Below are 22,321 nucleotides of genomic sequence, written 5' to 3'. Positions count from 1 at the left end.
CAAGGAGGGGAAGCGTGACCGACACCAGTAACACCCGCCCCGCCGACAGTGCGGCGCAGACGCCGCGGCAGAGCCGACTGCACCGTCTGATGCGCTACCTCCCCCTGATCGCCCCCGTTCTGCTGTGGGCTGTGCCGTGCTGGGTGCTCCTGTACACCGGCCAGCACTGGCCGGTGCCCGTCACGCTCACCGGCACCGCCCTGTTCGCCCTCGGCCTCGGCGGTATGCCGCTCGCGATGGCGCGCGGCCACGGTCGGCGGCAGCAGGACCGGGCGGCGATCTTCGGTGACAGCCTGCTGGGCATCAGTTGGGTCCTGTTCACCTGGTCCGTTCTGCTCGGCGTCCTGCTGCGGCTCGCCTTGAGCGTGGCCGGCGTCGGCGAGGGCCAGGACCGGGCTCGAATCGTCACTTCGGCCGTCCTCGGGGTGACCGCCGTACTGCTCGCCTGGGGGTACGCCGAGGCCCGCCGTGTGCCGCGCGTGCGCCGACTCGACGTACAACTCCCCCGCCTGGGTGCCGGGTTGGACGGCATGCGTGTCGTCCTCATCACCGACACCCACTACGGTCCCCTCGATCGCGCCCGCTGGTCGGCACAGGTGTGCGAGACGGTGAACGCCCTGGAGGCCGACCTGGTCTGCCACACCGGCGACATCGCAGACGGCACGGCCGAACGCCGTCGCGCCCAGGCCGCCCCACTCGGTACGGTGCAGGCGACTCGGGCCCGTGTCTACGTCACGGGCAACCACGAGTACTACAGCGAGGCGCAGGGTTGGGTCGACCTGATGGACGAGCTGGGCTGGGAGCCGCTGCGCAACCGCCATCTGCTGCTGGAACGCGGAGGCGACACCCTCGTGGTCGCCGGTGTGGATGACGTCACCGCCGAGTCCTCCGGCCTGGCCGGCCATCGCGCCGACCTCGCCGAAGCCTTGGACGGCACCGACCCCGACCTGCCCGTCCTGCTCTTGGCGCACCAGCCCAAGTTCATCGACCGGGCGGCAGCCGACGGCATCGATCTCCAACTCTCCGGCCACACCCACGGCGGCCAGATCTGGCCCTTCCACCACCTGGTCCGCATCGATCAGCCCGCCCTCGCCGGACTCAGCCGCCACGGCACCCGCACTCTCCTCTACACCAGCCGCGGCACCGGCTTCTGGGGTCCGCCGTTCCGCGTCTTCGCCCCCAGCGAGATCACCCTGCTCGTGCTCCGCTCCCCGCAGCAGCCCACCTCGATGTAGCACTGGGCGGCCCGACACCTCCGCTTGCAGCCGTGTTCGTCAAGCCGTCTCATCGAAACGGTCGGCCCGTACGCTCAAGAGGGGTGGGTCAGCAGGCTGTGGCATGCCCCAATTCCCTGGCCCAGCGCTGCAATTCGGGTTCGGCCAGGCTGGTGCCCAGCCAGTCGTGGTCGAGGTCGGCTCCCGGCATGGAGGGTACGACCGCGACGTAGAGCCCGGCGGCACGCGCCGAGGCGATGCCTGTGGCCGAGTCCTCGAAGGCGATGGAACGCGCGGGGGCCGCACCGAGCGTCTCGCATGCCGTGAGGTACAGCTCTGGTGCGGGCTTGGGGGAACGCACCTCGTCGGCGGCGAAGGAGTGGGTGAAGCAGTCGCTGAGGCCCGCCGACCACAGCGCCGCGTCCAGCAGTTCCCGGGGGCTGTTGCTGGCTACGGCTATGGGTACGGCCGCCTGGCAGGCGCGCACCAGTTCTGTTGCCCCCGGGAGCGCTGCGGCGCCTCGGGCAAGCTCCTCGCGGACCCTTTCGAGGAGTTCGACGGCGAGTTCGGCACCGGCGCCGGGGCGGCCGAGGTAGTGGGCCATGGCCTCCCCGGCGGCCTCCACGGTGCGGCCGATGACCAGGGCCTTCTGTTCGGGACCGAAGGGATGGCCGTGCGCGGCGAAGATAGCCGTTTCCGCAACGGTCCAGCAGCGTTCGGTGTCGACCAGCAGGCCGTCACAGTCGAAGACCACGGCCTCGGCGCCGGTGGGGAGTGAGTAGGTGATCATGAGCGATCACCCTAGGCAGGAGGTCGCGGTCCGTCCAGATTTCTGCCCGATTTCGGGCAGGAGTGGCGATGTTCACGCCCTCGCCTGCGATGTTCGGACAGGAGGCAGTCAGGCCAGGTTGGCTTCGTGGGTGAGGATGGCGATCTGGGTGCGGTTGGCGGCGTCGAGCTTGGTCATGATGCGGCCTATGTGGACCTTCACCGTGGACGGGCTCATGAAGAGGTGGCCCGCTATTTCCGCGTTGCTCATTCCTTGGGCGACGGCCACCGCGACCTCGCGTTCGCGTGGGGTGAGGGCTTCCAGCCGGGTCTTCGCCGCCCGGGAGGGGGCGCGGGAGGAGAACTCGGAGAGCAGCTTGGTGGTGATCCTCGGCGAGAGCATCGCCTCACCCCGCGCAAGGACGTGGACGGCGCGGGCGAGTTCGCGTGGCGGGGTGTCCTTGAGCAGAAAGCCCGCCGCGCCGTTCTGCAGGGCGGCGTAGACGTACTCGTCCAGATCGAAGGTGGTGAGGATGGCCACGGCCGGGGCGTCGGGCAGCGCGGTGACGCGCCGGGTCACCTCCAGCCCGTCGACCCGGGGCATCTGGATATCGGTGAGCACCACATCCGGACAGTGGCGGGTGACGAGCTCGGTGACGGCCGATCCGTCGGCGTCCTCGGCAACGACCTCGATCTCCGGGTCCGCGTCCAGGATGAGCCGGACGCCTGCGCGCACCAGCTCCTCGTCCTCCAGCAGAACCACCTTGACGCTCACGCCGCGATCCTATCCGTGCCCAGCGGGAAGACCGCCCGGACGCGGTACCCACCGTCGTCGCTCCTGCCGGTGCGCAGGGCTCCCCCGGCCAGAGTGACGCGTTCCCTCATGCCCATCAGCCCGTAGCCGGAGCCGGGGATGGCGGATCCGGCCGCGGCCCCGCGCCGGTTGGTGATGGTGACCTGGAGCTGGTCCTCCGCCACTTCGAGCGTGACGCGTATCGCTGCGTGCGGGGCGTGCTTGGCGGCGTTGGTGAGGGCCTCCTGGACCACGCGATAGGCGGCCCGGCCCACGGCTCCGGAGACCTGCGGAAGCGGATCGGGGAGGCTGGCCCGGAGGTTCGCCCCGGCAGCGGTGGCCTCGTCCACCAGGGTGGCGACACCCTCCAGCGCGGGCGGTCCCGAACCCGGGGCCGGCGTCTGATCGTCCCTGAGGACCTTCAGCACGTCACGGAGCTCGGCCAGTGCGCCGGCGCTCGCACGGCGGATCACCTCGGCTATTTCGGCCGTTCGTTCGTCCGGGGCGCTCACGGACAGGCCGCCGGCCTGTAGCGCGATCACGCTGACCCGGTGCGCGACCACATCGTGCATCTCCCTTGCGATACGGCGCCGCTCGGCTTCGACCGCGCGTTCGGCAAGCAGATCCCGCTCGCGCTCCGCCTGCTCGGCCCGGTCCCGCAGGCTGGCGAGCAGCGCACCCCGCTGAAAGAACCACAGGCCCAGCAGCACGGAGGCCGCCACCGCGAACAGTGGCACCACCGCTACGTACACCAGCCGGTCCGCGCTTCCGGTGAGCTCCCGGTAGTAGCCGGGGATCATCGCGAGGGTGACTGTCCCGCCCGCGACCCAAAGCCGTCGGCACGGCCCCCAGCGACGGGCCGCGGTGTACCCGGCGACGCAGGCCGCGACGCCCACCGAACCGGTGAAGGCCACCATCACCGTCGCGACGACCGACAGCCACGGGAACCGTCTGCGCAGCAACAGCGCGGGAGCGGAGGCGGCCAGGGCACAGACCGTTATCAGCGCAGGCGCCGTGTGGCGGGCGAATACGCCCGCCAGGACCAGGGCGGTGACCAGCAGATCGAAGCAGAGCGACCGGAACCGGCCGTCCCACCAGTCCAGCCACTGTCGGCGCCGGGTCGGGGCAGGGCTCAGCGCCGCTCGCGGATTCTCCATGTACTCGTCCTTCCGCCCCGACTTCTTGTTCAGTTCAGACATCCCGCCGGGAGAGGGCCAGGGCGCTTCCAGCCAGCAGAAGGGCCGTCAGTGCGAGCAGCGGCAGGGCCTCGTAGCCGTGCGCGGCCGCCCCCGCTTCGGCCAGCTGCCTGGCCGCAGCGAACGGCACCATCCGTGAATCGAGCCGGAGAGCAGTTGTCAGCAGTGGTTCCAGTACCGCCGGCCACAGCACGGTGATACTCAGCGCGGCCACGGCGCTCCTCGTCAGCCCGGCGAGTGCCAGGCCGACCAGGCCGGTCAGCGTGACATACGACACGGTAGCGCCCGCTGCCGCGAGGGCCCGACCCGGGTCCGGGACGGTGTGACCGATTGCCAGCACACCCACGTAGTCCACCGCGGCGGCGACCGCGGCGGTCACCGCGCCCAGGGCAGCCACCACCACGGCCTTCGCGGCCACGATCCAGGCTCGGGACTGGAGGGTCAGCACTGTTGTGATGATGGTCCGGTGGCGGTACTCCGCACCGAAGGCGTTCACTCCGAGGGCCGCGATCGGTGCCGCGGTGAGCACGATCATCAGTGACAGGCCCTTGGTGAACTGCTCCGTGCCGGTGGTGTCGGCTCGTTGGTCGACCAGGGCGAAGCCGAGCTGGGCCAGGACCACAAGGCCGCTCAGCACCCAGGTCGAGCGCAGGGTGCGCAGTCCCGTCCAGGCGTGGTGCAGGGCCGGGATGGCCGGGCCCGAAGGGCTGGAAACGCTGACGCTCATGCCGCTTTCCTCTCCTGTCCGCGCTGCTCGCGCAGCTCGGCGCTGTACTCACCGGCGCTGTACTGGCCGGCCTCGGCGGTGGCGGCGAGGAAGGCGTCCTCCAGACTGCTCTGACGGGTGTGCAGCTCACGCACCCGCACTCCGCCACGGGCCGCCGACTCCGCCACCTGATCGGCGTCCAGACCCTCGACGACGACGGTCTCGGCTCCCTCGCGGCGAGCGGTTGCCCCCTGCGCACCCAGCCCTGCCAGCAGGGCCTCTGTGTCCGTTGTGCGCACCACCACCTCCGAGCGGGTGTACGCGGCGATGAAGTCCTCCACGGACTGGGCCGCGATCAGCCTGCCCCGGCCGATCACCACCAAGTCGTCGGCGGTCTGCGCCATCTCGGACAGCAGGTGGGAGGAGGCGAAGACGGTACGGCCTTCCTCGGCCAGATCGCGCAGCAGGGCGCGGGTCCAGTGCACCCCCTCCGGGTCGAGGCCGTTGACCGGTTCGTCCAGGACCAGGTACTCGGGGTCGCCGAGCAGGGCGGTGGCCAGCCCCAGCCGCTGGCGCATGCCGAGGCTGAAGCCGCCGGCCCGGCGGCGGCGAACGTCGTCCAGGCCGACCAGCGACAGCACCTCCCGCACCCGCCGTTCGCCGATTCCCGCCCCGGCCGCCACCATCCGCAGATGGTGGTACGCGCTGCGGGCGGGGTGCGCCGCACCCGGATCGAGCAGCACCCCCACCGTCTTCACCGGATCGGCCAGTTCACGATAGGTGCGACCGCCGAAGGTGGTCCGGCCCGCGCCATGCTCGAGGCCGAGCATCAGCCGCATGGTGGTGGACTTCCCGGCGCCGTTGGGGCCGAGGAATCCGGTGACAGCGCCTGATCGCGCGGTGAAGGAGAGGTCGTCGACGGCGACCGTCTCCCCGTAGCGCCTGCCGAGTCCCTGAACGGTGATCATCGCTCTCCTCGCAAAAAGGCCGTGGGCGGAGCGTCCGTGCGCCCGCCCTGACGAACTCGTCAAGACTGCGCCGGTCTCGCGGCCCGACGCATCACGCGACCGGTCAGCGCCGCCTACGACTTTTGGTCAAGTGGGAGCGGCGGAAAGAGAGATGTCCCTTCTGGACTGCTCGGACAGCCTGGAGGCAGTCGGATTCACCCCGCGCCTCGGCGCGATCGGAAAGGAAGAGTTCCCATGCACGTACTGGCGACGCAGCACACGCTCCTGGCCGCCCACTCCGCCCACGCCAACACTCTCATTGCGGCCGCGGTGATCGTCCTGCCGATCCTCCTCCACGCGACCCTGTTCGTGGGCGCGCTGATCAGCATCAGCCGGTCCGGTCTCGGCGGAGGGATGAGGCTGGTCTGGACCGTCTTCGCCCTCGTCGCCCCGTTCCTGGGCAGCCTGCTGTGGTTCGCCTTCGGCCGATGCAACGCCGCACGGCAGCGGCGCTTCGCCTGATGTCCGGCCGGGGCCCATGGGAGGGGACGACCTTCGCCCCAGCCCTTGCCTCGCCTATCGAAATTCGATAGATTTCTATCGCAACTCGATGGAAGGATGGGTCATGGGCAAGCTGGCAATGCGTGCACTTCGCGTCGTGCTCGTGGTGGTACTCGCCGGCACCGTGTTCGTGCAGACGTTGATGGTGTGGGCGTTGGCCACCGACCCGGAGGACGGGTCGCTGCCGCTGACCCCGCTGCGCGTGATCACGATCCTGGGCATGGTGTCGGCCCAGGTCGCCCTGATCTGCGTATGGCGGCTGGTGACGATGGTGCGACGCGGAACCGTGTTCTCCCACGCCGCCTTCCGGAACGTGGACGTCATGATCGGCGCGATCGTGGCGGCCGCCCTCGTGTGGTTCTCGGTCACGGCCATCAATGCTCCGGGCCAGCGGGAAGACCCGGGCGTCACCCTCATCATGGGCGGGGTTGGCGTGGCCATCCTGGGGGTCGCGCTCATCGTGCTCCTGTTGCGGATGCTGCTCGCCCAGGCCGTCGCCCGCGACGTCGAAGCGGCACAGATGCAGGCCGAACTGGACGAGGTGATCTGATGCCCATCACCGTCGGGATCGACGTGATGCTGGCCAGGCGGAAGATGTCCGTGGGCGAGCTCGCCGACCGTGCAGGGATCACGCCCGCCAACCTGGCGGTTCTCAAGAACGGCCGCGCCAAGGCGGTGCGCTTCGCGACACTCGCCGCGCTCTGCGAGGTGCTCAAGTGCCAGCCGGGCGAGCTGCTGCGCTGGGAGGCTGAGGACGCCTCGGGCGGATGACGTGCCCCCGGTGGCCGTCATGTCCTCCTCGTCTCGACCTGCCAGGGGCGGCACGGCAACAGGAAGCACCCCACGGCGCCGACGGCGCGCGCCAGTTGAATCACGGCCATCGGCATCAAGGCCAGAGCGTTCCACGAGAGCCACTGCTCCCGCGAACGTGGACGGTCGACACTCACCACGCGTGAGCCTTGGAACGCCTGGCAGACCGACTGGGTCCGGATCCTGATCCTTTCAGGTGAATCGGATGACTGGCCGCTTGGTTCGAGGTTCATACGGCTACGCCTTCCAGAGGCACGTGGCCCACGAGGAACCGGGCCCCGGACAGACCCTCCGCGCCGGGCCCCCGTGTCGTCCCGAGCATCACCACTCCCCCGCCGGACCTCCCAGGGCAACCCGCCGAGATCTCCAGGAGCGTCAGATGCCGAGCCGGATCAAGCCGACGACCGTGACAGGCCGCAGACTGACGGCCTAGCGCTGGCCACCCAGGCTCTGACCCTCCCGGGCACGGCTCCTGCCCACGCCGATGTGGTCGTGGCCTGCGACCCCGCGGCCCTCAAGAGCGCGATCAGCACCGCCGACACCGGCGGCGACGCGGTACTGAACCTCACTCCCTACTGCGTCTACGAGTACAGCGCCCAGGACTCCGGGGACGACGCGCTGCCGGCCATCACCGTCCCTCTCACCATCCACGGCTTCCACGCGACCATCCTTCGCGACACCGGCACCTCGACCCCGGCCTTCCGCATCCTCGACGTCAACGGCGGAAACCTCACCATGGACGACGTCACCGTCATGAACGGCTCGGTCATCGGTGTCTCCCCGTCCTTCGGCGGCAACATCTACGTCCGGGGCAACGGCACCCTCACCACGACGGGGGTGACCATCCAGGGCGGGAGATCCCGCGCTCTCGGAGCTGGGCCCTACATCGCGAGCGGCAGCACCGCCACCCTCGGCACCGGCAACCTGGCCACAGGCCGGTATTCGAGGGGTGCCGGGATCTATCGCGCGGTCGGGGTGGCCACCGACATCATGAGCCTCACCAGCACCAGCATCACCGGCAACAAGGCCACCGGCACAGGATCTCAGACGGGCGGACCGCTCTGGACGGTCCCGCTGGTGTCGGGGTCGTCCGTGATGTTCGCATACAGCCCGCCGCCCAGGGAGTACTGACCGGAGGCGGTGTTCCCGCTGATCGTCGAGCCGGTCTGGACGATCAGCGAGCCGCCCAGGGCGGCGATTCCGGCGCCCCTGCTCCCCGCGCCGACGAGCCGGTTACCGGTGACCCGGGTGCCGGTCAGCGTGGTGGTTCCGCTGAAGGTCACCAGTCCGCCGCCGCCCCCGGCCTCCTCGGCGTTGGCGATGGTGGCGAGGTTGCCGGAATCGGGCTCAGGCCTGAGCCTCACCAACACCGCCATCACGCAGAACACGTCGCCCCCCGCCCGGCTCCCGGCGGCTTCTACAGCGACGCCGCAGTCACGGACGGCGGCGGCAACACGGTCCTCAACTACTTCCCCACCAACTGCCTCCTCAGCCCTGTGATCCCGCCCTTCTGCCCAGGGGACTGACTGATCCGGGCAGGAAGTTGGTACGACGGAGACGTGGTGTCGGCAGACGGTCGTGGTCGACACCACGAGGGGCAGGGGGCCCGCGACCGGCGCGGCGCGGATGTTGCCTCTCCGCGCCGCCCGTTGCCCCCTGACCGTCTCCTTGCCCGCTGTCGTGGCACCACCTACCGCGCGGCGGCGAGAACTTCCGGGCGAGGGTCGACTGGCGTGAGCACGCCGAGGCGGTTCTCGATCTCCTGGGCGGCGGCCAGGCAGAGGTCTTCCCGGAACGCGCGCCCGATGATCTGTACGCCGGACGGCAGTCCGTCGCTGACTCCGGTCGGTACGGCGACTGCGGGAACTCCCACGAAGCTGGTCACCGTGCACAGGCGCATGCCCTCGGCGACCCGCTCCCGTCCCGCTTCATCGCGTGACTCCAGTCCCGGCTCGACTGGCGGCTCGGTGAACACCGGTCCGAGCAGCAGCGGGTACTCGTCGAGGAACTCCGCCCAGGAGCGGCGTATGCCGAGCCATGTCCCCATCAGCTTCGTGAGCTCTGCGGCGTTCGCCGGCGGAGTCTTCTCCATGGCCATCCGGATGTAGCGGTCTCCGCCGTTGCCGAGCAGTGTCCGCACCACTGGCCAGGACGGCGCGAATTCGGTCACGGTGATCCGGCCGTATGCCTCGAGTGCCTCGGCCATCCGCGGAACGTCCGCCACCTCCCGCACGTCGTACCCGGCGTCGCGCAAAGCTTCCGCTGCCGCTGTGACGGCGCCGCGAACCACGGGGTGGACACCATGGCCTCCGGGATCGGCGACAACCGCGACCTTGACCGGCCCCGGCAGCGGCTCTCCGTAGAGGGGTACCGGTACGGCCCGGGGGTCCCGCGGGTCGGTGCCGGCCAACGCCTCGTATGCCAGCCGCAGGTCGGCGACGGTGCGGGCCAGGGGGCCGTCGGTGACCAGCATCTGTGAGGCCGGTCCGGGGTCGTCCGGGCCGAGGACGCGGTGGTCGGCGGGGAACCGCCCGGTGGTCGGCTTCAGCCCTGCCACGCCGCAGAACGAGGCCGGGATCCGTACCGATCCGCCGGAATCGTTGCCGAGACCGAGCGCGGCCATGCCGGTGGCGACGGCCACTCCGTCGCCGCCGCTGCTGCCTCCTGGGGTCCGGCTCCGGTCCCACGGGTTGACGGTGTCGCCGAACAACTCGCTGCGGGTGTGCATCCCGGCCAGGATCAGGGTGGGCATGTTGCTGTGGCCGATCGGTATGGCCCCGGCCGAGCGGAGCCGGGCCACCGGGGGCGCGTCCGCCGACGCCACCAGGTCGCGGAAACGCGACGTTCCGAGCGTGGTCGGCACTCCTTCGACAGCGGTGCACTCCTTCACCGTGAACGGCACGCCGGCCAGCGGTCCGAGTGCTTCGCCCGCTGCCTGCCGCCGGTCTTCCCGCATCGCGGCCTCACGGGCTCGCTCGGCCATCAGCTGCGTGACCGCGTTGACCTGCGGGTTGACCTCAGCGATGCGTTCCAGGTGGCTGTCGACCAGTTCGAGCGCCGATATCTCGCCGCCTCGGACCGCCTCCGCCTGGGCGGCGGCCGTCATTGCCCACGGGGCGTCATGCCTGATCATCGTGCTCCCTGTCCAGATGCCGAAGTGTTCGTGTCCGAACCATAGCCCGGAAGCGATACGATCGTATCGGAATAAGGAGGCCTACCGCGCATGCCCAAACAGGTGGACTACGAAAGCCGACGCCGTCGGATCGCCGAGGCCGTCTGCCTCCTGGCCGACGAACACGGTCCGGAGGGAGTGAGCATGCGCGACGTCGCCGCCCGTGCGGAGGTCTCCCTGGGCGCCGTTCAGCGCTGCTTCCGCAGCAAGGAGGAGATGCTCCTGTTCGCCGTCGACCACGTCGGCGAACACATCACCGAACGCGTGCGGGCACGCCTGGCCGCGAGCCCGGCCCAGTCGGCCGCCACCGCCCTGGGGCACGCGGCCGACGAGATCGCCCTGCTCCGCGAAGAACACCGCGCCGAAGCACGGATCTGGCTCGCATTCGTCGCCCAGGCCGCAGTCAAGGAGCCACTCGGCCGCCCGCTGAGGAACAGTTACGCGGCCCTCCAGGACCTCTTCGCCCGCCTCATCGCGGAGGCCGCCGAGAACGGCCCGGCCGGCGAAGGCATTGCACCGCCCGTCCCGCAGGTCGAGGCTCGCACCCTGCTCGCCCTCGCCGACGGCCTCACCAGCCACGTGCTCATAGGCCACTTGACCGCAGAGGAAGCCGAGGAAGTCCTGCACACACACCTGGTCGGCCTCTGGGAACGACTCCGCTCCACCCGCCCACGAAAGGCCGACTGACTCCCGGGCACTTGACCGTTATCCGCGCCCGCCGTGCGCCAGTGCCCCTGCCGTCCAGCCCGAATGGGTGGCGGTCGCCCTCCGGGACGGCTGCTCGGAGGGCCTGCTCACCGAGAGCTCGCTGGTACGAGTGGTGGAACTGCCAGTACGACCAGGCCTGGCAGGGGCTGCCGTACTTCTGGTTCATGTAGTTGAGGCCCCACTTGATCTGCGCGGCCGGATTGGTCCGCCAGTCGGCGCCCGCACTCGACATCTTGGAGCCGGGGTATGCCTGGACGAGACCATAGGCACCGGAAGGGTTGAGCGCCCGACAGTTCCAGGTGGACTCGTGGTCCACGATGTTGCTGAAGCACTGGAACTGGCCCGCGCCCACGATCTGACTGGCCAGCGCCTGGATCTGCGCGACGGAGTAGGAGTCCTGGACCGGGAAGCTGGAGGCGTCGCGTGTGGCGGAGCGGCCGGCTGCCTCTTTAACCGCCTTGCGCTCCTTGGCTTTCTCTTCGGCCTTCTTCCTGGCCCTCTGCTTGGCAACCGCGTCCGCCGTGGCCTGCTTGCGGGCCCACTCCTTGGCCACCTTCCTGGCACCCACGTCGGCGGCGACGGCCTGTGCGTCGGCCTGCCGCGTCAGGGACGCGGTCTGTACATGAGCCTGCTGACCCGCCGGGATGTCAGCCAGCAGCGTCGTGTCGCCTGCTGTCGCCTCGGCGTCGCTTCCGGGCCGGCCGGTGCTGCTCGACGCAACACCAGCGACGGCGCCCACAGCGGTGACCGCCGTGGCCGAGGCCACCGCGAGTCCCCGGACCGATATGTGGCTCACGCCGGCCTCTCAACTACGGAGTTACGGGTGACACGGGCGACGACAGCGGCGTCAGGACGGCCGGCGGTCCAACCGGCCCTACTGTCCGAGTACATGAGGTCCCCTTCCTCATGTGAAGTGCGGTTGTCGCCTCCTGTACGCACGGGCCCGGGGCGAGGTTGCATCGGATCGGAACCTGTTTCCGGGATCGAGGACGAGCAGGTCGTCAGGGTGTGCGATCCCGCGGGACTGAACGGAGTCAGAGCCACCCGAGTGAGCCGAACACCAGGAGGCAGACCGCGTCGAAGGCGAACAGCGCGGAGACGACAACGGCCTTGGTGCGGACGCGGGCGAGGTCGTGGACGACGGCAACGGCGACGAAGAACGGGGCATAACCGAGCAGAAGAATCAGGAGGGGGAAGTCGGCCTGCCACCAGGACCAGTCCCAGGTCAGCACACCTGCCTGATGCAACAGGAGTTCCACGCCCACGCAGGCGACCGAGTTCACCAGCACGAACAGGGGCCTGTTGGGCACGCCAAAGAGCCGCATCGACTTCGGCGGGAGGAGTTTGGCGGCCGCCACCCCCATGACCGCGAACATCAGACAGATCTCGATGTTGAGTCCGACGAGGATCTGGTACGCGCTGTGGCCGGTCGCGCCCCAGACCGGCGCCCGGTCGGTGAAGTGGAGCACGAGAGCGTTCCAGATCTCGTTGAACCAGTCCATGCCCCACAGTGCGAGGCCCGCGAAGAAGACGTTCCAGTTCCGGCGTTCCACCTCGGCCGCGTAGACATAGATGACCACAAGCAGGAGAGGTATGACGTACCACTGGAATTGACTCGCGTCCCGCAGATGTTCGAGGGCTGCGCGGGCATGGTCGGTCATCGGGCCTCCGTCCGGTGGCGGCGCGGGGTCACCCACCGCGCTACTCGCCGGTAACTATGTGCAACCCGCTCCGCTCCGTCAAGAGGGGGCGTCCTCCCGGTCGAGGTCAGTCGAGGACGTGGCGCAGGTAGGACTGCGGGTCGGCGAGATAGCGGCGCCAGTGGTCCACCAGGGCGAGCTCGCTCCAAGCCGTCCGGCGCATGCCGTGCTCACCGACCTCGATGATGTCGGCACCAGGCAGGGCGGTCAGCAGTGGGGAGTGGGTGGCGCAGATGACCTGGCCGCCAGACCTCACCAACTGGTCAATATGACCGAGCAGTTCCAGGCACGAGGCGAAGGACAGCGCGGCCTCGGGCTCGTCCATCACATACAGCCCCGGCTGGAGGAACTTCCCTCGGAACGCGGCGAGAAAGCCTTCTCCATGGCTGACCGAATCCGGTCCGAACCCTTCCCGGTCCAGGGCGTCCAGCGCCGTCTCGGCGCGCAGGAAGAATCCCTTGCGTGCGGACCAGTTTCCCAACATGCGCCGTCCGCGCGGAGCCGCGTCGAAGCGGATCCACTCCCCCAGCACCGACTTCGGGCGGTGACTGGCGTAACGCCAGTCGTGCGAGCCGCCCCAGGAGTCCAGACCGAAGCCCTCTGCGAGGGCTTCGACCAGGGTGGACTTGCCGGAGCCGTTCTCACCGACGAGAAAGGTCACCGGCGCGGTGAACCGCAGCCCGTCCTCCAGCAGCCCGCGCACACAAGGAACGGACCATGGCCACTCATCCTGTTCATACGAGGCCACATGTGCGTACGCATGTTCGATGATCACGCATCGAGTCTCCCACAAAGCGCATCAAAGGCCGCCGCGAACGGCCGCCTCATGTGTTCGACGGGGCGGTTCGCAGGCCGCCGAGCAGTGTGGCGAGGTAGCGGTGCGCTGTGTCGAGCCGGTCGGCAGGAGTGCCGCCGTGGACGTCGACGGCGTGGGCGATGCCGCACATCAGGGGGACGAGATCGGCAGCGGACAGGTCGGGACGGACCGCTCCGGCCTCGCGGGCCCGGTCCAGGAGTTCGGTGCCGGTCGTTGTCAGCGACTGCCTGAGCTCCGTGGTGCGCGGGAGGGCGTCGGCCGGTGCGGCGGTGACCAGGGCCAGGGAAGCATCGGTGATCTGCGCGTCCACGGTCCGCGTCAGGAAACCCTCGAGCGCGCGCCAGGGGTCGGTGTCGGCCAGCGCCTGTTCGCCGTGGGCGGCCAGGGCCTCCAGGCAGGGGGCGGCCACGGTCTCCAGCAGCGCCTCGGGGGTGGCGAAGTGCCGGTAGACGGTGCCGACACCGAGTCCGGCGCGGCGGGCGACATCATTGAGCTGCAGCGTGACGCCCTGGTCGACCAGTGCGCGGGCGATGGCGACGATCCGGTCCCAGTTACGGGCGGCGTCCTTGCGCAGCTGTGTGGTCGGCATGGGTGGCCAGTCTCTGTTCTCTGTCGCGTGTCCCGTCATGTGTTTCCGGATCATACGTGGCCGTTCCCCGGCCGGGAGGTCGGCGCGGGGGCGGGTCTTCAGTGCCCGGCAGCGGTGGCTACCACAGGGGCGTGGGCCTCGCTGAGCAGGCGCACGGCCTCGGCGACGCGGCGGTCGGTGGCCGGTCGGAACGGGGCGACCGGACGCGCTTCGGGACCGATGACGACGCCGGTCCGGCCGGTCAGCGCGTCGTCCGTGGCGGCGACGATCGATGGCCTGGCCGCCGTGGACGCCGGGCCGGATGTGGACCGTTCGAACCTGCGGCGCACCAGCGGCCACAGGAGTCGCAGGGCAGGAGAGACGATCTTCGGGTCGGCCAGGGTGCCGTTGGTCATGTCGGTCGCGGCGCCACCCGGGTCGGCGGCGAAGACCGACACACCCGTGCCCTCCAGCCGCGCGGCCAGGTCGAGTGTGTAGGCGAGGTTGGCGAGCTTGGCACGGCCGTACCAGTGGAAGCCGTAGTAGCCGCCGGGCGGCTCGACGGCGTCGAACACCCGTTTCGCGACTCCTACCGCACCGGAGGTCACATTCACGATCCTGCTCGGCGCACCCGCCGTCAGTGTGGGCAGGAGCAGCTCGGTCAGCAGGTAGGGCGAGAGGTGGTTGACGACGAAGGAGGCTTCGACACCGCCCAGCTCCCGTCGGTCGGGGAACATCGCCCCGACGTTGTTGACCAGCACCGTCAGTGGATCCCCTGAAGCGTCGTGCTCGGCTGCGATCCGGTGGGCGAGCGTGCGCACCTGGTCGATCGAGGAGAGGTCGGAGGCCAGGAACCGGGCAGGGTGCGCCGGTCCCATGGCGTTGATCCGGTCCACCGCCCCGGCACCCCGGTCGGCGTTCCTCCCGACCACCGTGACCGCGAACCCGGCGTCGGCAAGCCCCAGCGCCGTCTCCAGACCGATACCGGCGGTCCCGGCCGTGACCACAGCTTTCCTCATGTGCTCCTCCATCCCTCCAGGGTAAACGGATAGGTCATCCGCTTACCCGGAGGTACGCTAACACACATACGGATGACCTATCCGTTTATCTCGGAGGCGGCCCTGACCGCTGTGGATCCGCCGGCGCGACCGGTGCCACTGGTCGGGGCTGCGGCACAATGACGCGCGAGCTTCGGCCGAGGCACGCCGGGACGAGAAGGGCAGTGACGTGGTGCAGTGGCAGGGGACCAACTTCACCGTGGACGGACACGAGCCGACCAGCGCCGAGGAGTACTACCGGATCGGCCTGCATTGCTGGAACAGCACGCAACACCGCGGTGCGGCCGCCTTCTTCCTGGAAGCCGCCGCGGGCACCGGCCACGGTGCCGCCGTCGAGCTGCTCGGGCACATCGAGTACGTGCAGGAGCGGTATGCGAGCGCGGTGCCGCGACTGCGGCAGAGCACCGGTTCGCCGCGAGCGACGTACTACCTGGCCTCGCTCTACCACCGGGGCTGTCCCCAGGCGGGCATCACACAGTCGTTCGACGAAGCAGCCCGCTGGTACCACGCCTCGGCCGAACTCGGTGAGCCCGAAGCGATGCTCGCCCTGGGTGACCTGTATCTGGAGAGGCTGCTGCCCCTGACCCGAGCCCCCGCGGAACACGCCCTGGAACACTTCCTGGCGGCCGCCGCACGCAACCACCCCTACGGCCAGTACCGTGCCGCCGAGCTCTACCGCACCCTCTACCAGGACCCCGAACGCGCCGCCGCTCTCTACCAGTCCTGCGTGGACAACCCGATGACCGAGCGCCACGCACTGGGGTCGATGATGACCCTGCAGAGTCGGGCGCACCTGCGGGAGATATCGGCGAACAGGACGACCCGGCTGGAGCAGCAGCGCCGCGACGCCATCAATCCTGAGCGCCCCAGGGGCGACTTCTTCGGTTGAGACTTCGGTTGAGAACGGTGGCGTGACTCTCCCCTACACGAGGTCGTAGCGCCACGCCTGGTTGGAGGCTCCGGTGCACGGCATGAGGCCGACCTCGCGGCGGTTGCCCGAGGGCTGGCCCATGTCCTCAAGGCACTTGCCGCTCATGTAGTGCCTCAGAACCACGATGTTCCTGCCTACGGTGTCCGTACGCCACTGCTGCTCGAAGCTGTTGTTGCAGGCCCACTGCTGGACGCCCGCGCCGTCGTACGTGCCGTCACGCGGTTCGACGCACTTGTACGAGCGGCGCGTGTACAGCGCCTGGCCGCCTACGTCGTTCGGGCCGACGCCGAACACCTGGTTCTGTCCGTCCTTGCACTTGAACTGCTGCACGACTGCCGCGTCGTCGTAGGACTCGTCTCTCACGTCCAGGCATCTGCCCGTCGCCAGATTCTTGTAGCGGGCCGTCAGCAACCACTGCGCATGGGTAGGGGCGGCCTGCGCGACGCCGGTCGCACCACCTGTACCCATGAGACCGACGAACATGAAAGCACTGAACAGAACGACGCTGCGAAAGCGGTGTGTAGACATGAGGGTGGTCCCCTTGATCTTGAGGCGGCAACTGAACGATCGGCAGGTGCGACGCCATCAGATCGGAGGCGGAGCCCGCTATGTGATACGGAATTCAGACATACCCCGTCGACTGACCGGCGAATTCTCAGCGCTGCGACTGCGCGTCGCGGTTGGCGCGGCGCCCCTCCCTCGTCGGCGACTCTCACCTGTCCGGCGGGAACCGTGACGATCACTTCGTGCGTGACTTGTCCTTGCGGCACTCCTGCCGCCGGTGGAGGGGACGGGCCGTGGAGAGATCAGGGCATCCTGCTGAGGTGTCCGCCGCCGACGGCGGCCGCGGTTGGTATCCGGTCTCGCCGTCCCTCGCCGCTGTCGGCGTACTGGCCGGCACCCGGTGGACGGTTCGGGCTTGGGACGACTGCCCGCTCGGGAACAACGTCAGCAACGAAATCGGACTGCGGTTCGTCACCGTGCCTGCGGTCTGGCTGTCCATGAGCGCTGTGCTCGTTCTGCTCCAGGTCGGCCTTCGCAGGCGTCCCCTGCCTGGCGGGCAGGTCACCCGTCGGCTCGTGCTGGTCCTCGTGGCCGTCGCTCTGACCGTGCTGTATCGGGTGGGGATGGGCTGGCCCTTGCAGTCCCATGGCGACTGCTTCGAGGGTTACCCCCTATTCCCCTTCGCCGACAGCGGCGCCGACCGTGGACCGGCACCCGGTCGGTGACCGAGCGGTACGGTCTGCGCCCGGAGCGTCTTGCGGGTGCTCCGGGCGCAGGCGGCGTGTCAGCCGTTGTCGGGTGTCATGCCGTCGATCATCTCTGCCAGCACGGTCCGCCGGTCCTCTCCCGGCCGCGCCCGGAGCGGACGGGCCAGGCGTGCGCTGTCGTAGTGCCAGCGGTGATCGAGGTCCCGCGGGACCTCGCCGGTCTCGCGGAACTCCGCTCGGGTGCCGAGCAGTTCCGTGAGGTCGTGTGCCAGGTCGTGCCAGGACACATGGCCGCTGCACGCGTTGGCGACGCCGTGCACGGGACGGTCCAGGCACTCGGTGACCGCACGGGCCAGGGCGGCCGCGTGCACCCAGGCGGCTCCGTACCAGGAGTGTCCGCCGGTACCGGGACGTGGCAGTTCGATCGGTTCACCCTGGCGGGCGGACTGGTAGAGCGTGCCGATGGCGCCCCAGCGCATTTGTTCGCGGAGCCGGTCGTGCGCGCCCCAGACGATCGGTGACCGTACGGCGCTCGCACCCCCGCGTCCCTCGGTTCCCGCGGCCCGCAGCACCATGGCTTCGCAGTCGAGCTTGGCCCTCCCGTACGGGCTGACGGGCTCCTGGGGCGGCGACTCCTCGGCGACCCGTTCCGTTCCGGGGTGCCCGTAGGCGTCGACGCTGCTGACGAAGACGAACGGTCCGCGCCGCCAGGCGTCGACCATCGTCTCCATGGCCGCCAGATCCACCTCGTGCCGGGTGAAGGTGCAGGCGGAGTGGACGACCGCGTCGGCGTGCGCGACGGCGTCCCGCAGTCCGGCCAGGTCGGAGAGGTCGCCCTCGACGACGTCGACGCCCTCGGTGGCGATCAGATGGGCGGACTCGGGCCGAGCCAGCGCCAGCACGGGGCGGCCCCGGGCGGCCAGTTCACGCACGACGAACGCGCCCACGCCGCCCGTCGCGCCGGTGACCAGCACCATGCCCGGGCGGATGTCCCGCGACCGGGCCGGCCTGCTCGACGCCTTGGCGGCCCTCGCGGCCTTCGCGGCGGTCTGCCGCGCCGCGCGTTCGTCGAGGAGCGCGGTCAGCGCGCGAGGCGTACGGGCCTGGAGCACGTCGAGGCCCGTGAGCGGCAGTCCGAGCTTGGTGCGCAGCCGTTCGGCGAGCTGCACGGCCTTGAGGGAGTGGCCGCCGAGGGCGAAGAAGTCGTCGTCGGGCGACGGGAGGAGACCGAGTACGGCGGTGAAGATCTCCATGACCGCTTCGGCCCGGGGGCCGGACGGGGCGCTCGGCCTGGACTGCCCGGGCAGCCGGGCCTGGTCGGACGTCCCGGTGGCCGTGCGCGGCAGCGCGTCGAGCAGTGTGACCGTGGCGGGCACGCTCCCGGGCGGGAGCGACCGACGCAGCAGGCCCAGCAGTTCGTGACCGGACGGGCCGACGCTGTCCCGCAGGACGGCGTAGGCCACGGGCGTCCCCTGCGCGGGCTGGACCACCGTGGCGTCGGCCACCTGCGGGTGGGCTCGCAGGGCACGCGCGGCCGGGTGACGGTCGCCGTCCGGCGCGTCGCCGTCGGAGGCATCGCGACCCGGGGCATCGCGACCCGGGTCGTCGCCGTCCGGACGGCCGCCCTCGTCGGCCGGCGTCGGCCGGGCGGCCGTACCGGTCCGGCCGTCCGTCGGGCCGCTGAGCACCCCGGTCGTGTCGCCCACGCCATCACGTGGGCCGGGCATCTGTGCCGTGCCGGACGCGTTGTCCGCGCCGGGGACGGGCAGCTTGCCCAGGGCGAGTTCCGGGTCGTCCGCCGCCGCGTGGAGCAGGGCCGCGTAGTCCCGTACGGCCGCCTCTGCCACGGTGTCGTCCAGCGCGTTCCCGTCGTACTGGACGAGCGCCATGGGCTCGGCGGCGTCGGCCAGCTCCAGGCCGTAGGACAGGGTGAACTTCGCGCCGTCGGTGGGGACGTCGACGTACTCGGCCGACGTACCCGGCAGCCGAAGGACCGTCGGCTCGCCGAGGACGTCGGAGGTGACGCGGACCAGCGCGGTGCCGTCGGCGCCGCGCGCCCCGGCGCCGAGGCGTTCGAGGACCAGGTCGAAGGGGATGTGCCGGTGGCGCTGGGCCTCGAGGAGTGCGTCGCGTACCCGCCGCAGCAGTTCGACGAAGGTCGGGTCGCCGGAGACGTCCACCCTTACCGGCAGGGTGTTGACGCACAGGCCGACCAGGCCTCGCATGGCGGTTCCGCTGCGGTGGGTGCCCGCCACGCCGATGACGAGGTCCTCGTCGCCGGTGAGGCGGTGCAGCGCGGCGAAGGCCGCGGTGAGCGACACGGCGAAGAGCGTGGCCTGCCGCTCGGCGCCCAGTGCCCGCAGAGCGTCGGGCAGGGTGGGCGCGAGAGGCACGGTGCGCATGGCCGCGGGCCGGTCGGCGGTGCGCGGCGCGGCCGCCGCCGGGAGAGGCAGGCGCGGTGGGGTGGCGTCGGCCAGCAGGTCGCTCCAGCGGGCCAGTTCCGCCTCGAAGCCGGGCAGGTCGTCGTGCTCGCGGCGCGCGTGGTCGGCGTACTGCGGTGGTACGGCGAGGGTGTGCCGGTTCGTTCCGTCGGTGGCCGCCGTGTAGAGAACGGAGAGTTCGGCGGCCACGGTCTCCAGCGAGCCGCCGTCCACGGCGATGTGATGGAACGTCAGCAGCAGGGTGTGGTCTCGCGGCCCGTGGCGCAGGACGAGCGCCCGTACGGCCTCGCCGGCCGCGAGGTCGAACGGCCGGGCCGACTCGCGCCGCAGCAGTCCCGGCGCATGCGCAACTTCGGTGTCGACGACGGGTACGGGGATCGTGCGCGGCGCCGGGAGCACCTCCTGGCAGGGCTCGCCCTCGCGCTCCGCGTAGCGGGTGCGGAGAATGGTGTGCCGGGCCACCAGCGAGGTGAGGGCGGTGGCGAACGCGGTCACGTCGAACGGGCCGCGCACACGGGTGGCGAACGGTACGTGGTAGGAGTCGCCCGCGCCGCCGAGCCGCTCCATCAGCCACATGCGGCGCTGGGCGCGGGAGAGCGGGGCGCCACCGGACTGCCGAGCGGCCTGCGGTGCGGTGCCGGAGTGGGCGGTGTAGCGCGGTGTGTGGCCGCCCTCCTCCGCGGTCGGCCCGGTGCCGGGCTCGGTCGTCACGGGCCGGGTGGTTCCGGCGCGGGCCCTGCGCAGCAGTTCCCGCTGCAGTTGCTGTTGGCGGTCGCGCGCCGCGGAGTCGGCGTCAGTGGACATCGCTGTTCTCCGGGGTTTCGGGGTGGAGGTCGCTGTGGGCGGCCAGGAGGGCGCGTTCGACCAGTGCGGCCTGCGCGGCGACGGTCGGCGCGGCGAAGAAGTCGGCGAGGGAGAGCTCCACGCCGAGTTCCTCGCGCAGGTCGTCGGTGACGGCGAGGGCGAGCAGGGAATGGCCGCCGAGGGCGAGGAATTCGGCGTCGGCGTGGGTGACCTCGCTGCCCAGTGCCCGGCTCCACACCTCGGCGACGGCCTGTTCGAGCGGTGTCAGCTCCGCCGTCGGCATGTCGGTGGGCCGGCTGCCGGCCGAGTGGGCGCGTCCGGTGAGCGCGCGCCGGTCGACCTTGCCGGTCGAGGTGAGGGGAAGCCGCTCCAGCGCGGTGACCGTGTCGGGCACCAGGTGGGCGGGCAGGACGGCGGCGAGTCGCTCGCGCAACGGTCCGCCGCGAGGCACGGTGCCGGGCGCGGTGACGACGAACGCGACGAGGCGCGCCTCGGGGGTGCCCGCGCCCTCGACGGTGACGGCGGCGTCGTCGACGTCCGGCTGCTCGCGGAGGGCGTGTTCGACTTCCGCGGGTTCGACACGGAAGCCCCGGACCTTCACCTGGTCGTCGTTGCGGCCGTGGAACTGGAGGGTGCCGTCGGGCCGGAGCGAGACGATGTCGCCCGTACGGTAGAGCCGGCCGGCGACGGGGTGCTCGACGAACCGCTCGGCGGTGAGTTCGGGCAGCCCGGTATATCCGTGGGCGAGCCTGCTGCCGCCGATCCACAGTTCGCCCCGGTCGCCCTCGGCCACCGGATGGCCGTCGGCGTCGAGGACGTGCGCCGTGGCTCCGGAGATGGGCCTGCCGATCGGTATCGGCGCCTCGCAGTCCCGTTCGGTGACCCGGTGGGCGGTGGCGAAGGTGGTCGTCTCGGTCGGTCCGTAGCCGTTGACGAGCTCCAGCCAGGGGAAGGCGGTGAGCACCTCACGGGCCTGTGCGGCGGCCATCGCCTCGCCGCCCACGACGACGGTGCGCAGCTGGGCGAAGAGGCGGGAGCGGCGGGCGGCGAGCTGGTGGAAGAGGGCCGTGGTGAAGAACGCGACCGTCACGCCGTGCCGTTCGACGTGCCGGGCCAGGTCCTCCAGGGAGGGCCGCTGCTCGGTGCAGACGACGACCGCGGCACCGTTGGCGAGCGCGACCCAGACCTCGAACGTCGAGGCGTCGAAGGTCATGGGCGAGTGGAACAGGACGCGGTCGCGGTCGTTGAGGGTGACGTAGTCGGGTGCGGTGACCAGCTCGGCGATGGCGCCGTGCGGCACGGCGACGCCCTTGGGGCGGCCGGTGGAGCCGGAGGTGAACATGATGAACGCCGGGCTGTCCGGGTCGGACTCGTCCACCGGCTCACCGCTGGTCAGCGGCTCCTCGGGCAGGGCGAGAACCGGGCCGGGGAGCGCGGCCGCGTCCAGCAGCTTCGCGTCGCCGACGGTGAGCGTCACCTCCGCGTCGGCGATCATCGCCTCGGTGCGGGGCCGGGGCTGGGCGGGGTCGAGCGGCACGCACACGGCTCCGGCGAGCCACAGCCCGAGTTGCGCCACGATCGTGCGGGCCGACCGCGTCGTCAGCAGCGCCACCCGGTCGCCGCGAGTCACCTCGTGGTCGCGCAGGCGTGCGGCGAGGGCACGACCGGCCTGGAGGAGACGGCCGTAGGTGAGGGTGGTGTCGCCGTCGACGACTGCGAGGGCGTTCGGGGTGAGTCCGGCGTGCCGGGCGACGAGCGCCGGCAGGGCGTTCGTCCGCACCGGCGGCGGCACGGGCGCGGTGGTCCGGGCACCGGGCTGCGGTGCGGGTGTGTTGTCGGCCTGGTCGACGGGCTGTGGCGCGGGTGTGCCGTTCGCGTTCGCCGGGGCCTCGGGCTGCGGGGTGGTGCGTGTCATG

General features: G+C 70.7%; 22 protein-coding genes and 1 pseudogene. 8 read left to right on the top strand and 15 right to left on the bottom strand.

Features of this window, described 5'->3' with window-relative positions:
- Positions 1-14: 14 nt before the first annotated feature.
- A complete protein-coding gene (locus ACIPK3_RS27275) occupies positions 15-1,235 on the top strand; it encodes a metallophosphoesterase (RefSeq protein WP_402573804.1) in 1,221 nt (406 codons plus the stop codon).
- An 88-nt stretch (positions 1,236-1,323) separates the two neighbouring features.
- Here ACIPK3_RS27275 and ACIPK3_RS27270 read toward each other — a convergent pair whose 3' ends face one another.
- From ACIPK3_RS27270 to ACIPK3_RS27250, 5 genes are all read right to left on the bottom strand, one after another.
- On the bottom strand, positions 1,324-2,004 hold the full coding sequence (locus ACIPK3_RS27270; RefSeq protein ID WP_402573802.1) for an HAD family hydrolase: 681 nt from the start codon (positions 2,002-2,004) through the stop codon (positions 1,324-1,326).
- A gap of 108 nt (positions 2,005-2,112) precedes the next feature.
- The gene (locus tag ACIPK3_RS27265) at positions 2,113-2,757 is read right to left on the bottom strand and encodes a response regulator (protein WP_402573800.1); all 645 of its coding nucleotides are present in this window, start codon (positions 2,755-2,757) and stop codon (positions 2,113-2,115) included.
- On the bottom strand, positions 2,754-3,932 hold the full coding sequence (locus tag ACIPK3_RS27260; protein ID WP_402573798.1) for a sensor histidine kinase: 1,179 nt from the start codon (positions 3,930-3,932) through the stop codon (positions 2,754-2,756). The genes ACIPK3_RS27265 and ACIPK3_RS27260 overlap by 4 nt, the downstream gene beginning before the upstream one ends.
- 34 nt (positions 3,933-3,966) lie before the next feature.
- Positions 3,967-4,698, bottom strand: coding sequence for a hypothetical protein (locus ACIPK3_RS27255; protein ID WP_402573797.1), 732 nt, complete (start codon positions 4,696-4,698; stop codon positions 3,967-3,969).
- Entirely contained in the window at positions 4,695-5,645 is a 951-nt protein-coding gene (locus ACIPK3_RS27250; RefSeq protein WP_402573795.1) for an ATP-binding cassette domain-containing protein, read from the bottom strand. The genes ACIPK3_RS27255 and ACIPK3_RS27250 overlap by 4 nt, the downstream gene beginning before the upstream one ends.
- 234 nt (positions 5,646-5,879) lie before the next feature.
- Between ACIPK3_RS27250 and ACIPK3_RS27245 the strand changes: the two genes are divergently transcribed.
- From ACIPK3_RS27245 to ACIPK3_RS27230, 4 genes are all read left to right on the top strand, one after another.
- On the top strand, positions 5,880-6,146 hold the full coding sequence (locus ACIPK3_RS27245) for a PLD nuclease N-terminal domain-containing protein (RefSeq protein WP_402573793.1): 267 nt from the start codon (positions 5,880-5,882) through the stop codon (positions 6,144-6,146).
- A 103-nt stretch (positions 6,147-6,249) separates the two neighbouring features.
- On the top strand, positions 6,250-6,735 hold the full coding sequence (locus ACIPK3_RS27240) for a DUF2975 domain-containing protein (RefSeq protein WP_402573791.1): 486 nt from the start codon (positions 6,250-6,252) through the stop codon (positions 6,733-6,735).
- Positions 6,735-6,956: a helix-turn-helix domain-containing protein gene (locus ACIPK3_RS27235; protein ID WP_402573789.1), complete on the top strand. Its 222-nt coding sequence runs from the start codon at positions 6,735-6,737 to the stop codon at positions 6,954-6,956. The genes ACIPK3_RS27240 and ACIPK3_RS27235 overlap by 1 nt, the downstream gene beginning before the upstream one ends.
- A 531-nt stretch (positions 6,957-7,487) precedes the next feature.
- Positions 7,488-8,126: a hypothetical protein gene (locus ACIPK3_RS27230; RefSeq protein ID WP_402573788.1), complete on the top strand. Its 639-nt coding sequence runs from the start codon at positions 7,488-7,490 to the stop codon at positions 8,124-8,126.
- On the opposite strand, the gene ACIPK3_RS27225 is transcribed toward ACIPK3_RS27230, so the two are convergent.
- Both ACIPK3_RS27225 and ACIPK3_RS27220 read right to left on the bottom strand, forming a co-directional pair.
- Positions 8,039-8,359, bottom strand: a complete 321-nt coding sequence (locus ACIPK3_RS27225) for a hypothetical protein (RefSeq protein ID WP_402573786.1) — start codon at positions 8,357-8,359, stop codon at positions 8,039-8,041. The two genes, ACIPK3_RS27230 and ACIPK3_RS27225, sit on opposite strands and share 88 nt — an antisense overlap.
- Positions 8,360-8,685: 326 nt before the next feature.
- A complete protein-coding gene (locus tag ACIPK3_RS27220; protein ID WP_402573784.1) occupies positions 8,686-10,128 on the bottom strand; it encodes an amidase in 1,443 nt (480 codons plus the stop codon).
- A 90-nt stretch (positions 10,129-10,218) separates the two neighbouring features.
- Between ACIPK3_RS27220 and ACIPK3_RS27215 the strand changes: the two genes are divergently transcribed.
- Positions 10,219-10,854 (top strand): TetR/AcrR family transcriptional regulator, encoded by a 636-nt coding sequence (locus ACIPK3_RS27215; protein WP_402573782.1) that lies wholly within the window; start codon positions 10,219-10,221, stop codon positions 10,852-10,854.
- A 124-nt stretch (positions 10,855-10,978) separates the two neighbouring features.
- Here ACIPK3_RS27215 and ACIPK3_RS27210 read toward each other — a convergent pair.
- From ACIPK3_RS27210 to ACIPK3_RS27190, 5 genes and pseudogenes are all read right to left on the bottom strand, one after another.
- A pseudogene (locus ACIPK3_RS27210) lies at positions 10,979-11,671 on the bottom strand (transglycosylase SLT domain-containing protein); the annotation flags it as partial.
- Positions 11,672-11,909: 238 nt separating this feature from the next.
- Entirely contained in the window at positions 11,910-12,536 is a 627-nt protein-coding gene (locus tag ACIPK3_RS27205; protein WP_402573780.1) for a hypothetical protein, read from the bottom strand.
- A gap of 106 nt (positions 12,537-12,642) precedes the next feature.
- Entirely contained in the window at positions 12,643-13,350 is a 708-nt protein-coding gene (locus ACIPK3_RS27200) for an AAA family ATPase (RefSeq protein WP_402573778.1), read from the bottom strand.
- 49 nt (positions 13,351-13,399) lie between these two features.
- Entirely contained in the window at positions 13,400-13,981 is a 582-nt protein-coding gene (locus tag ACIPK3_RS27195; RefSeq protein ID WP_402573776.1) for a TetR/AcrR family transcriptional regulator, read from the bottom strand.
- A 98-nt stretch (positions 13,982-14,079) separates the two neighbouring features.
- Positions 14,080-14,979, bottom strand: a complete 900-nt coding sequence (locus ACIPK3_RS27190; RefSeq protein WP_402573774.1) for an SDR family NAD(P)-dependent oxidoreductase — start codon at positions 14,977-14,979, stop codon at positions 14,080-14,082.
- A gap of 208 nt (positions 14,980-15,187) precedes the next feature.
- Here ACIPK3_RS27190 and ACIPK3_RS27185 point away from each other — a divergent pair, with 208 nt between their 5' ends.
- Positions 15,188-15,907: a tetratricopeptide repeat protein gene (locus ACIPK3_RS27185; RefSeq protein ID WP_402573772.1), complete on the top strand. Its 720-nt coding sequence runs from the start codon at positions 15,188-15,190 to the stop codon at positions 15,905-15,907.
- A gap of 33 nt (positions 15,908-15,940) precedes the next feature.
- Here ACIPK3_RS27185 and ACIPK3_RS27180 read toward each other — a convergent pair whose 3' ends face one another.
- Positions 15,941-16,432: an RICIN domain-containing protein gene (locus ACIPK3_RS27180; RefSeq protein ID WP_402573770.1), complete on the bottom strand. Its 492-nt coding sequence runs from the start codon at positions 16,430-16,432 to the stop codon at positions 15,941-15,943.
- A 341-nt stretch (positions 16,433-16,773) separates the two neighbouring features.
- On the opposite strand from ACIPK3_RS27180, the gene ACIPK3_RS27175 reads away from it, so the two are divergent.
- A complete protein-coding gene (locus tag ACIPK3_RS27175; RefSeq protein ID WP_402573768.1) occupies positions 16,774-17,178 on the top strand; it encodes a hypothetical protein in 405 nt (134 codons plus the stop codon).
- Positions 17,179-17,237: 59 nt separating this feature from the next.
- On the opposite strand, the gene ACIPK3_RS27170 is transcribed toward ACIPK3_RS27175, so the two are convergent.
- The gene (locus tag ACIPK3_RS27170; protein WP_402573766.1) at positions 17,238-20,405 is read right to left on the bottom strand and encodes a condensation domain-containing protein; all 3,168 of its coding nucleotides are present in this window, start codon (positions 20,403-20,405) and stop codon (positions 17,238-17,240) included.
- Complete coding sequence (locus tag ACIPK3_RS27165; RefSeq protein WP_402573764.1) at positions 20,395-22,320, bottom strand: non-ribosomal peptide synthetase; 1,926 nt, start codon at positions 22,318-22,320, stop codon at positions 20,395-20,397. The genes ACIPK3_RS27170 and ACIPK3_RS27165 overlap by 11 nt, the downstream gene beginning before the upstream one ends.
- Position 22,321 lies beyond the last annotated feature (1 nt).

This window comes from Streptomyces sp. NPDC086787, assembly GCF_044745865.1.
GTDB lineage: Bacteria > Actinomycetota > Actinomycetes > Streptomycetales > Streptomycetaceae > Streptomyces.
This window is presented reverse-complemented; position numbering and strand designations above follow the sequence as displayed.

Excerpts from the sequence above, each read along its gene's own strand:
- ACIPK3_RS27205 (WP_402573780.1), bottom strand. The coding sequence starts at position 12,536 with ATGACCGACCATGCCCGCGCAGCCCTCGAACATCTGCGGGACGCGAGT.
- ACIPK3_RS27170 (WP_402573766.1), bottom strand. The coding sequence starts at position 20,405 with ATGTCCACTGACGCCGACTCCGCGGCGCGCGACCGCCAACAGCAACTG.
- ACIPK3_RS27165 (WP_402573764.1), bottom strand. The coding sequence starts at position 22,320 with ATGACACGCACCACCCCGCAGCCCGAGGCCCCGGCGAACGCGAACGGC.
- ACIPK3_RS27190 (WP_402573774.1), bottom strand. The coding sequence starts at position 14,979 with ATGAGGAAAGCTGTGGTCACGGCCGGGACCGCCGGTATCGGTCTGGAG.
- ACIPK3_RS27260 (WP_402573798.1), bottom strand. The coding sequence starts at position 3,932 with ATGGAGAATCCGCGAGCGGCGCTGAGCCCTGCCCCGACCCGGCGCCGA.
- ACIPK3_RS27255 (WP_402573797.1), bottom strand. The coding sequence starts at position 4,698 with ATGAGCGTCAGCGTTTCCAGCCCTTCGGGCCCGGCCATCCCGGCCCTG.
- ACIPK3_RS27215 (WP_402573782.1), top strand. The coding sequence starts at position 10,219 with ATGCCCAAACAGGTGGACTACGAAAGCCGACGCCGTCGGATCGCCGAG.
- ACIPK3_RS27220 (WP_402573784.1), bottom strand. The coding sequence starts at position 10,128 with ATGATCAGGCATGACGCCCCGTGGGCAATGACGGCCGCCGCCCAGGCG.
- ACIPK3_RS27250 (WP_402573795.1), bottom strand. The coding sequence starts at position 5,645 with ATGATCACCGTTCAGGGACTCGGCAGGCGCTACGGGGAGACGGTCGCC.
- ACIPK3_RS27245 (WP_402573793.1), top strand. The coding sequence starts at position 5,880 with ATGCACGTACTGGCGACGCAGCACACGCTCCTGGCCGCCCACTCCGCC.
- ACIPK3_RS27270 (WP_402573802.1), bottom strand. The coding sequence starts at position 2,004 with ATGATCACCTACTCACTCCCCACCGGCGCCGAGGCCGTGGTCTTCGAC.
- ACIPK3_RS27180 (WP_402573770.1), bottom strand. The coding sequence starts at position 16,432 with ATGTTCGTCGGTCTCATGGGTACAGGTGGTGCGACCGGCGTCGCGCAG.
- ACIPK3_RS27235 (WP_402573789.1), top strand. The coding sequence starts at position 6,735 with ATGCCCATCACCGTCGGGATCGACGTGATGCTGGCCAGGCGGAAGATG.
- ACIPK3_RS27195 (WP_402573776.1), bottom strand. The coding sequence starts at position 13,981 with ATGCCGACCACACAGCTGCGCAAGGACGCCGCCCGTAACTGGGACCGG.
- ACIPK3_RS27240 (WP_402573791.1), top strand. The coding sequence starts at position 6,250 with ATGGGCAAGCTGGCAATGCGTGCACTTCGCGTCGTGCTCGTGGTGGTA.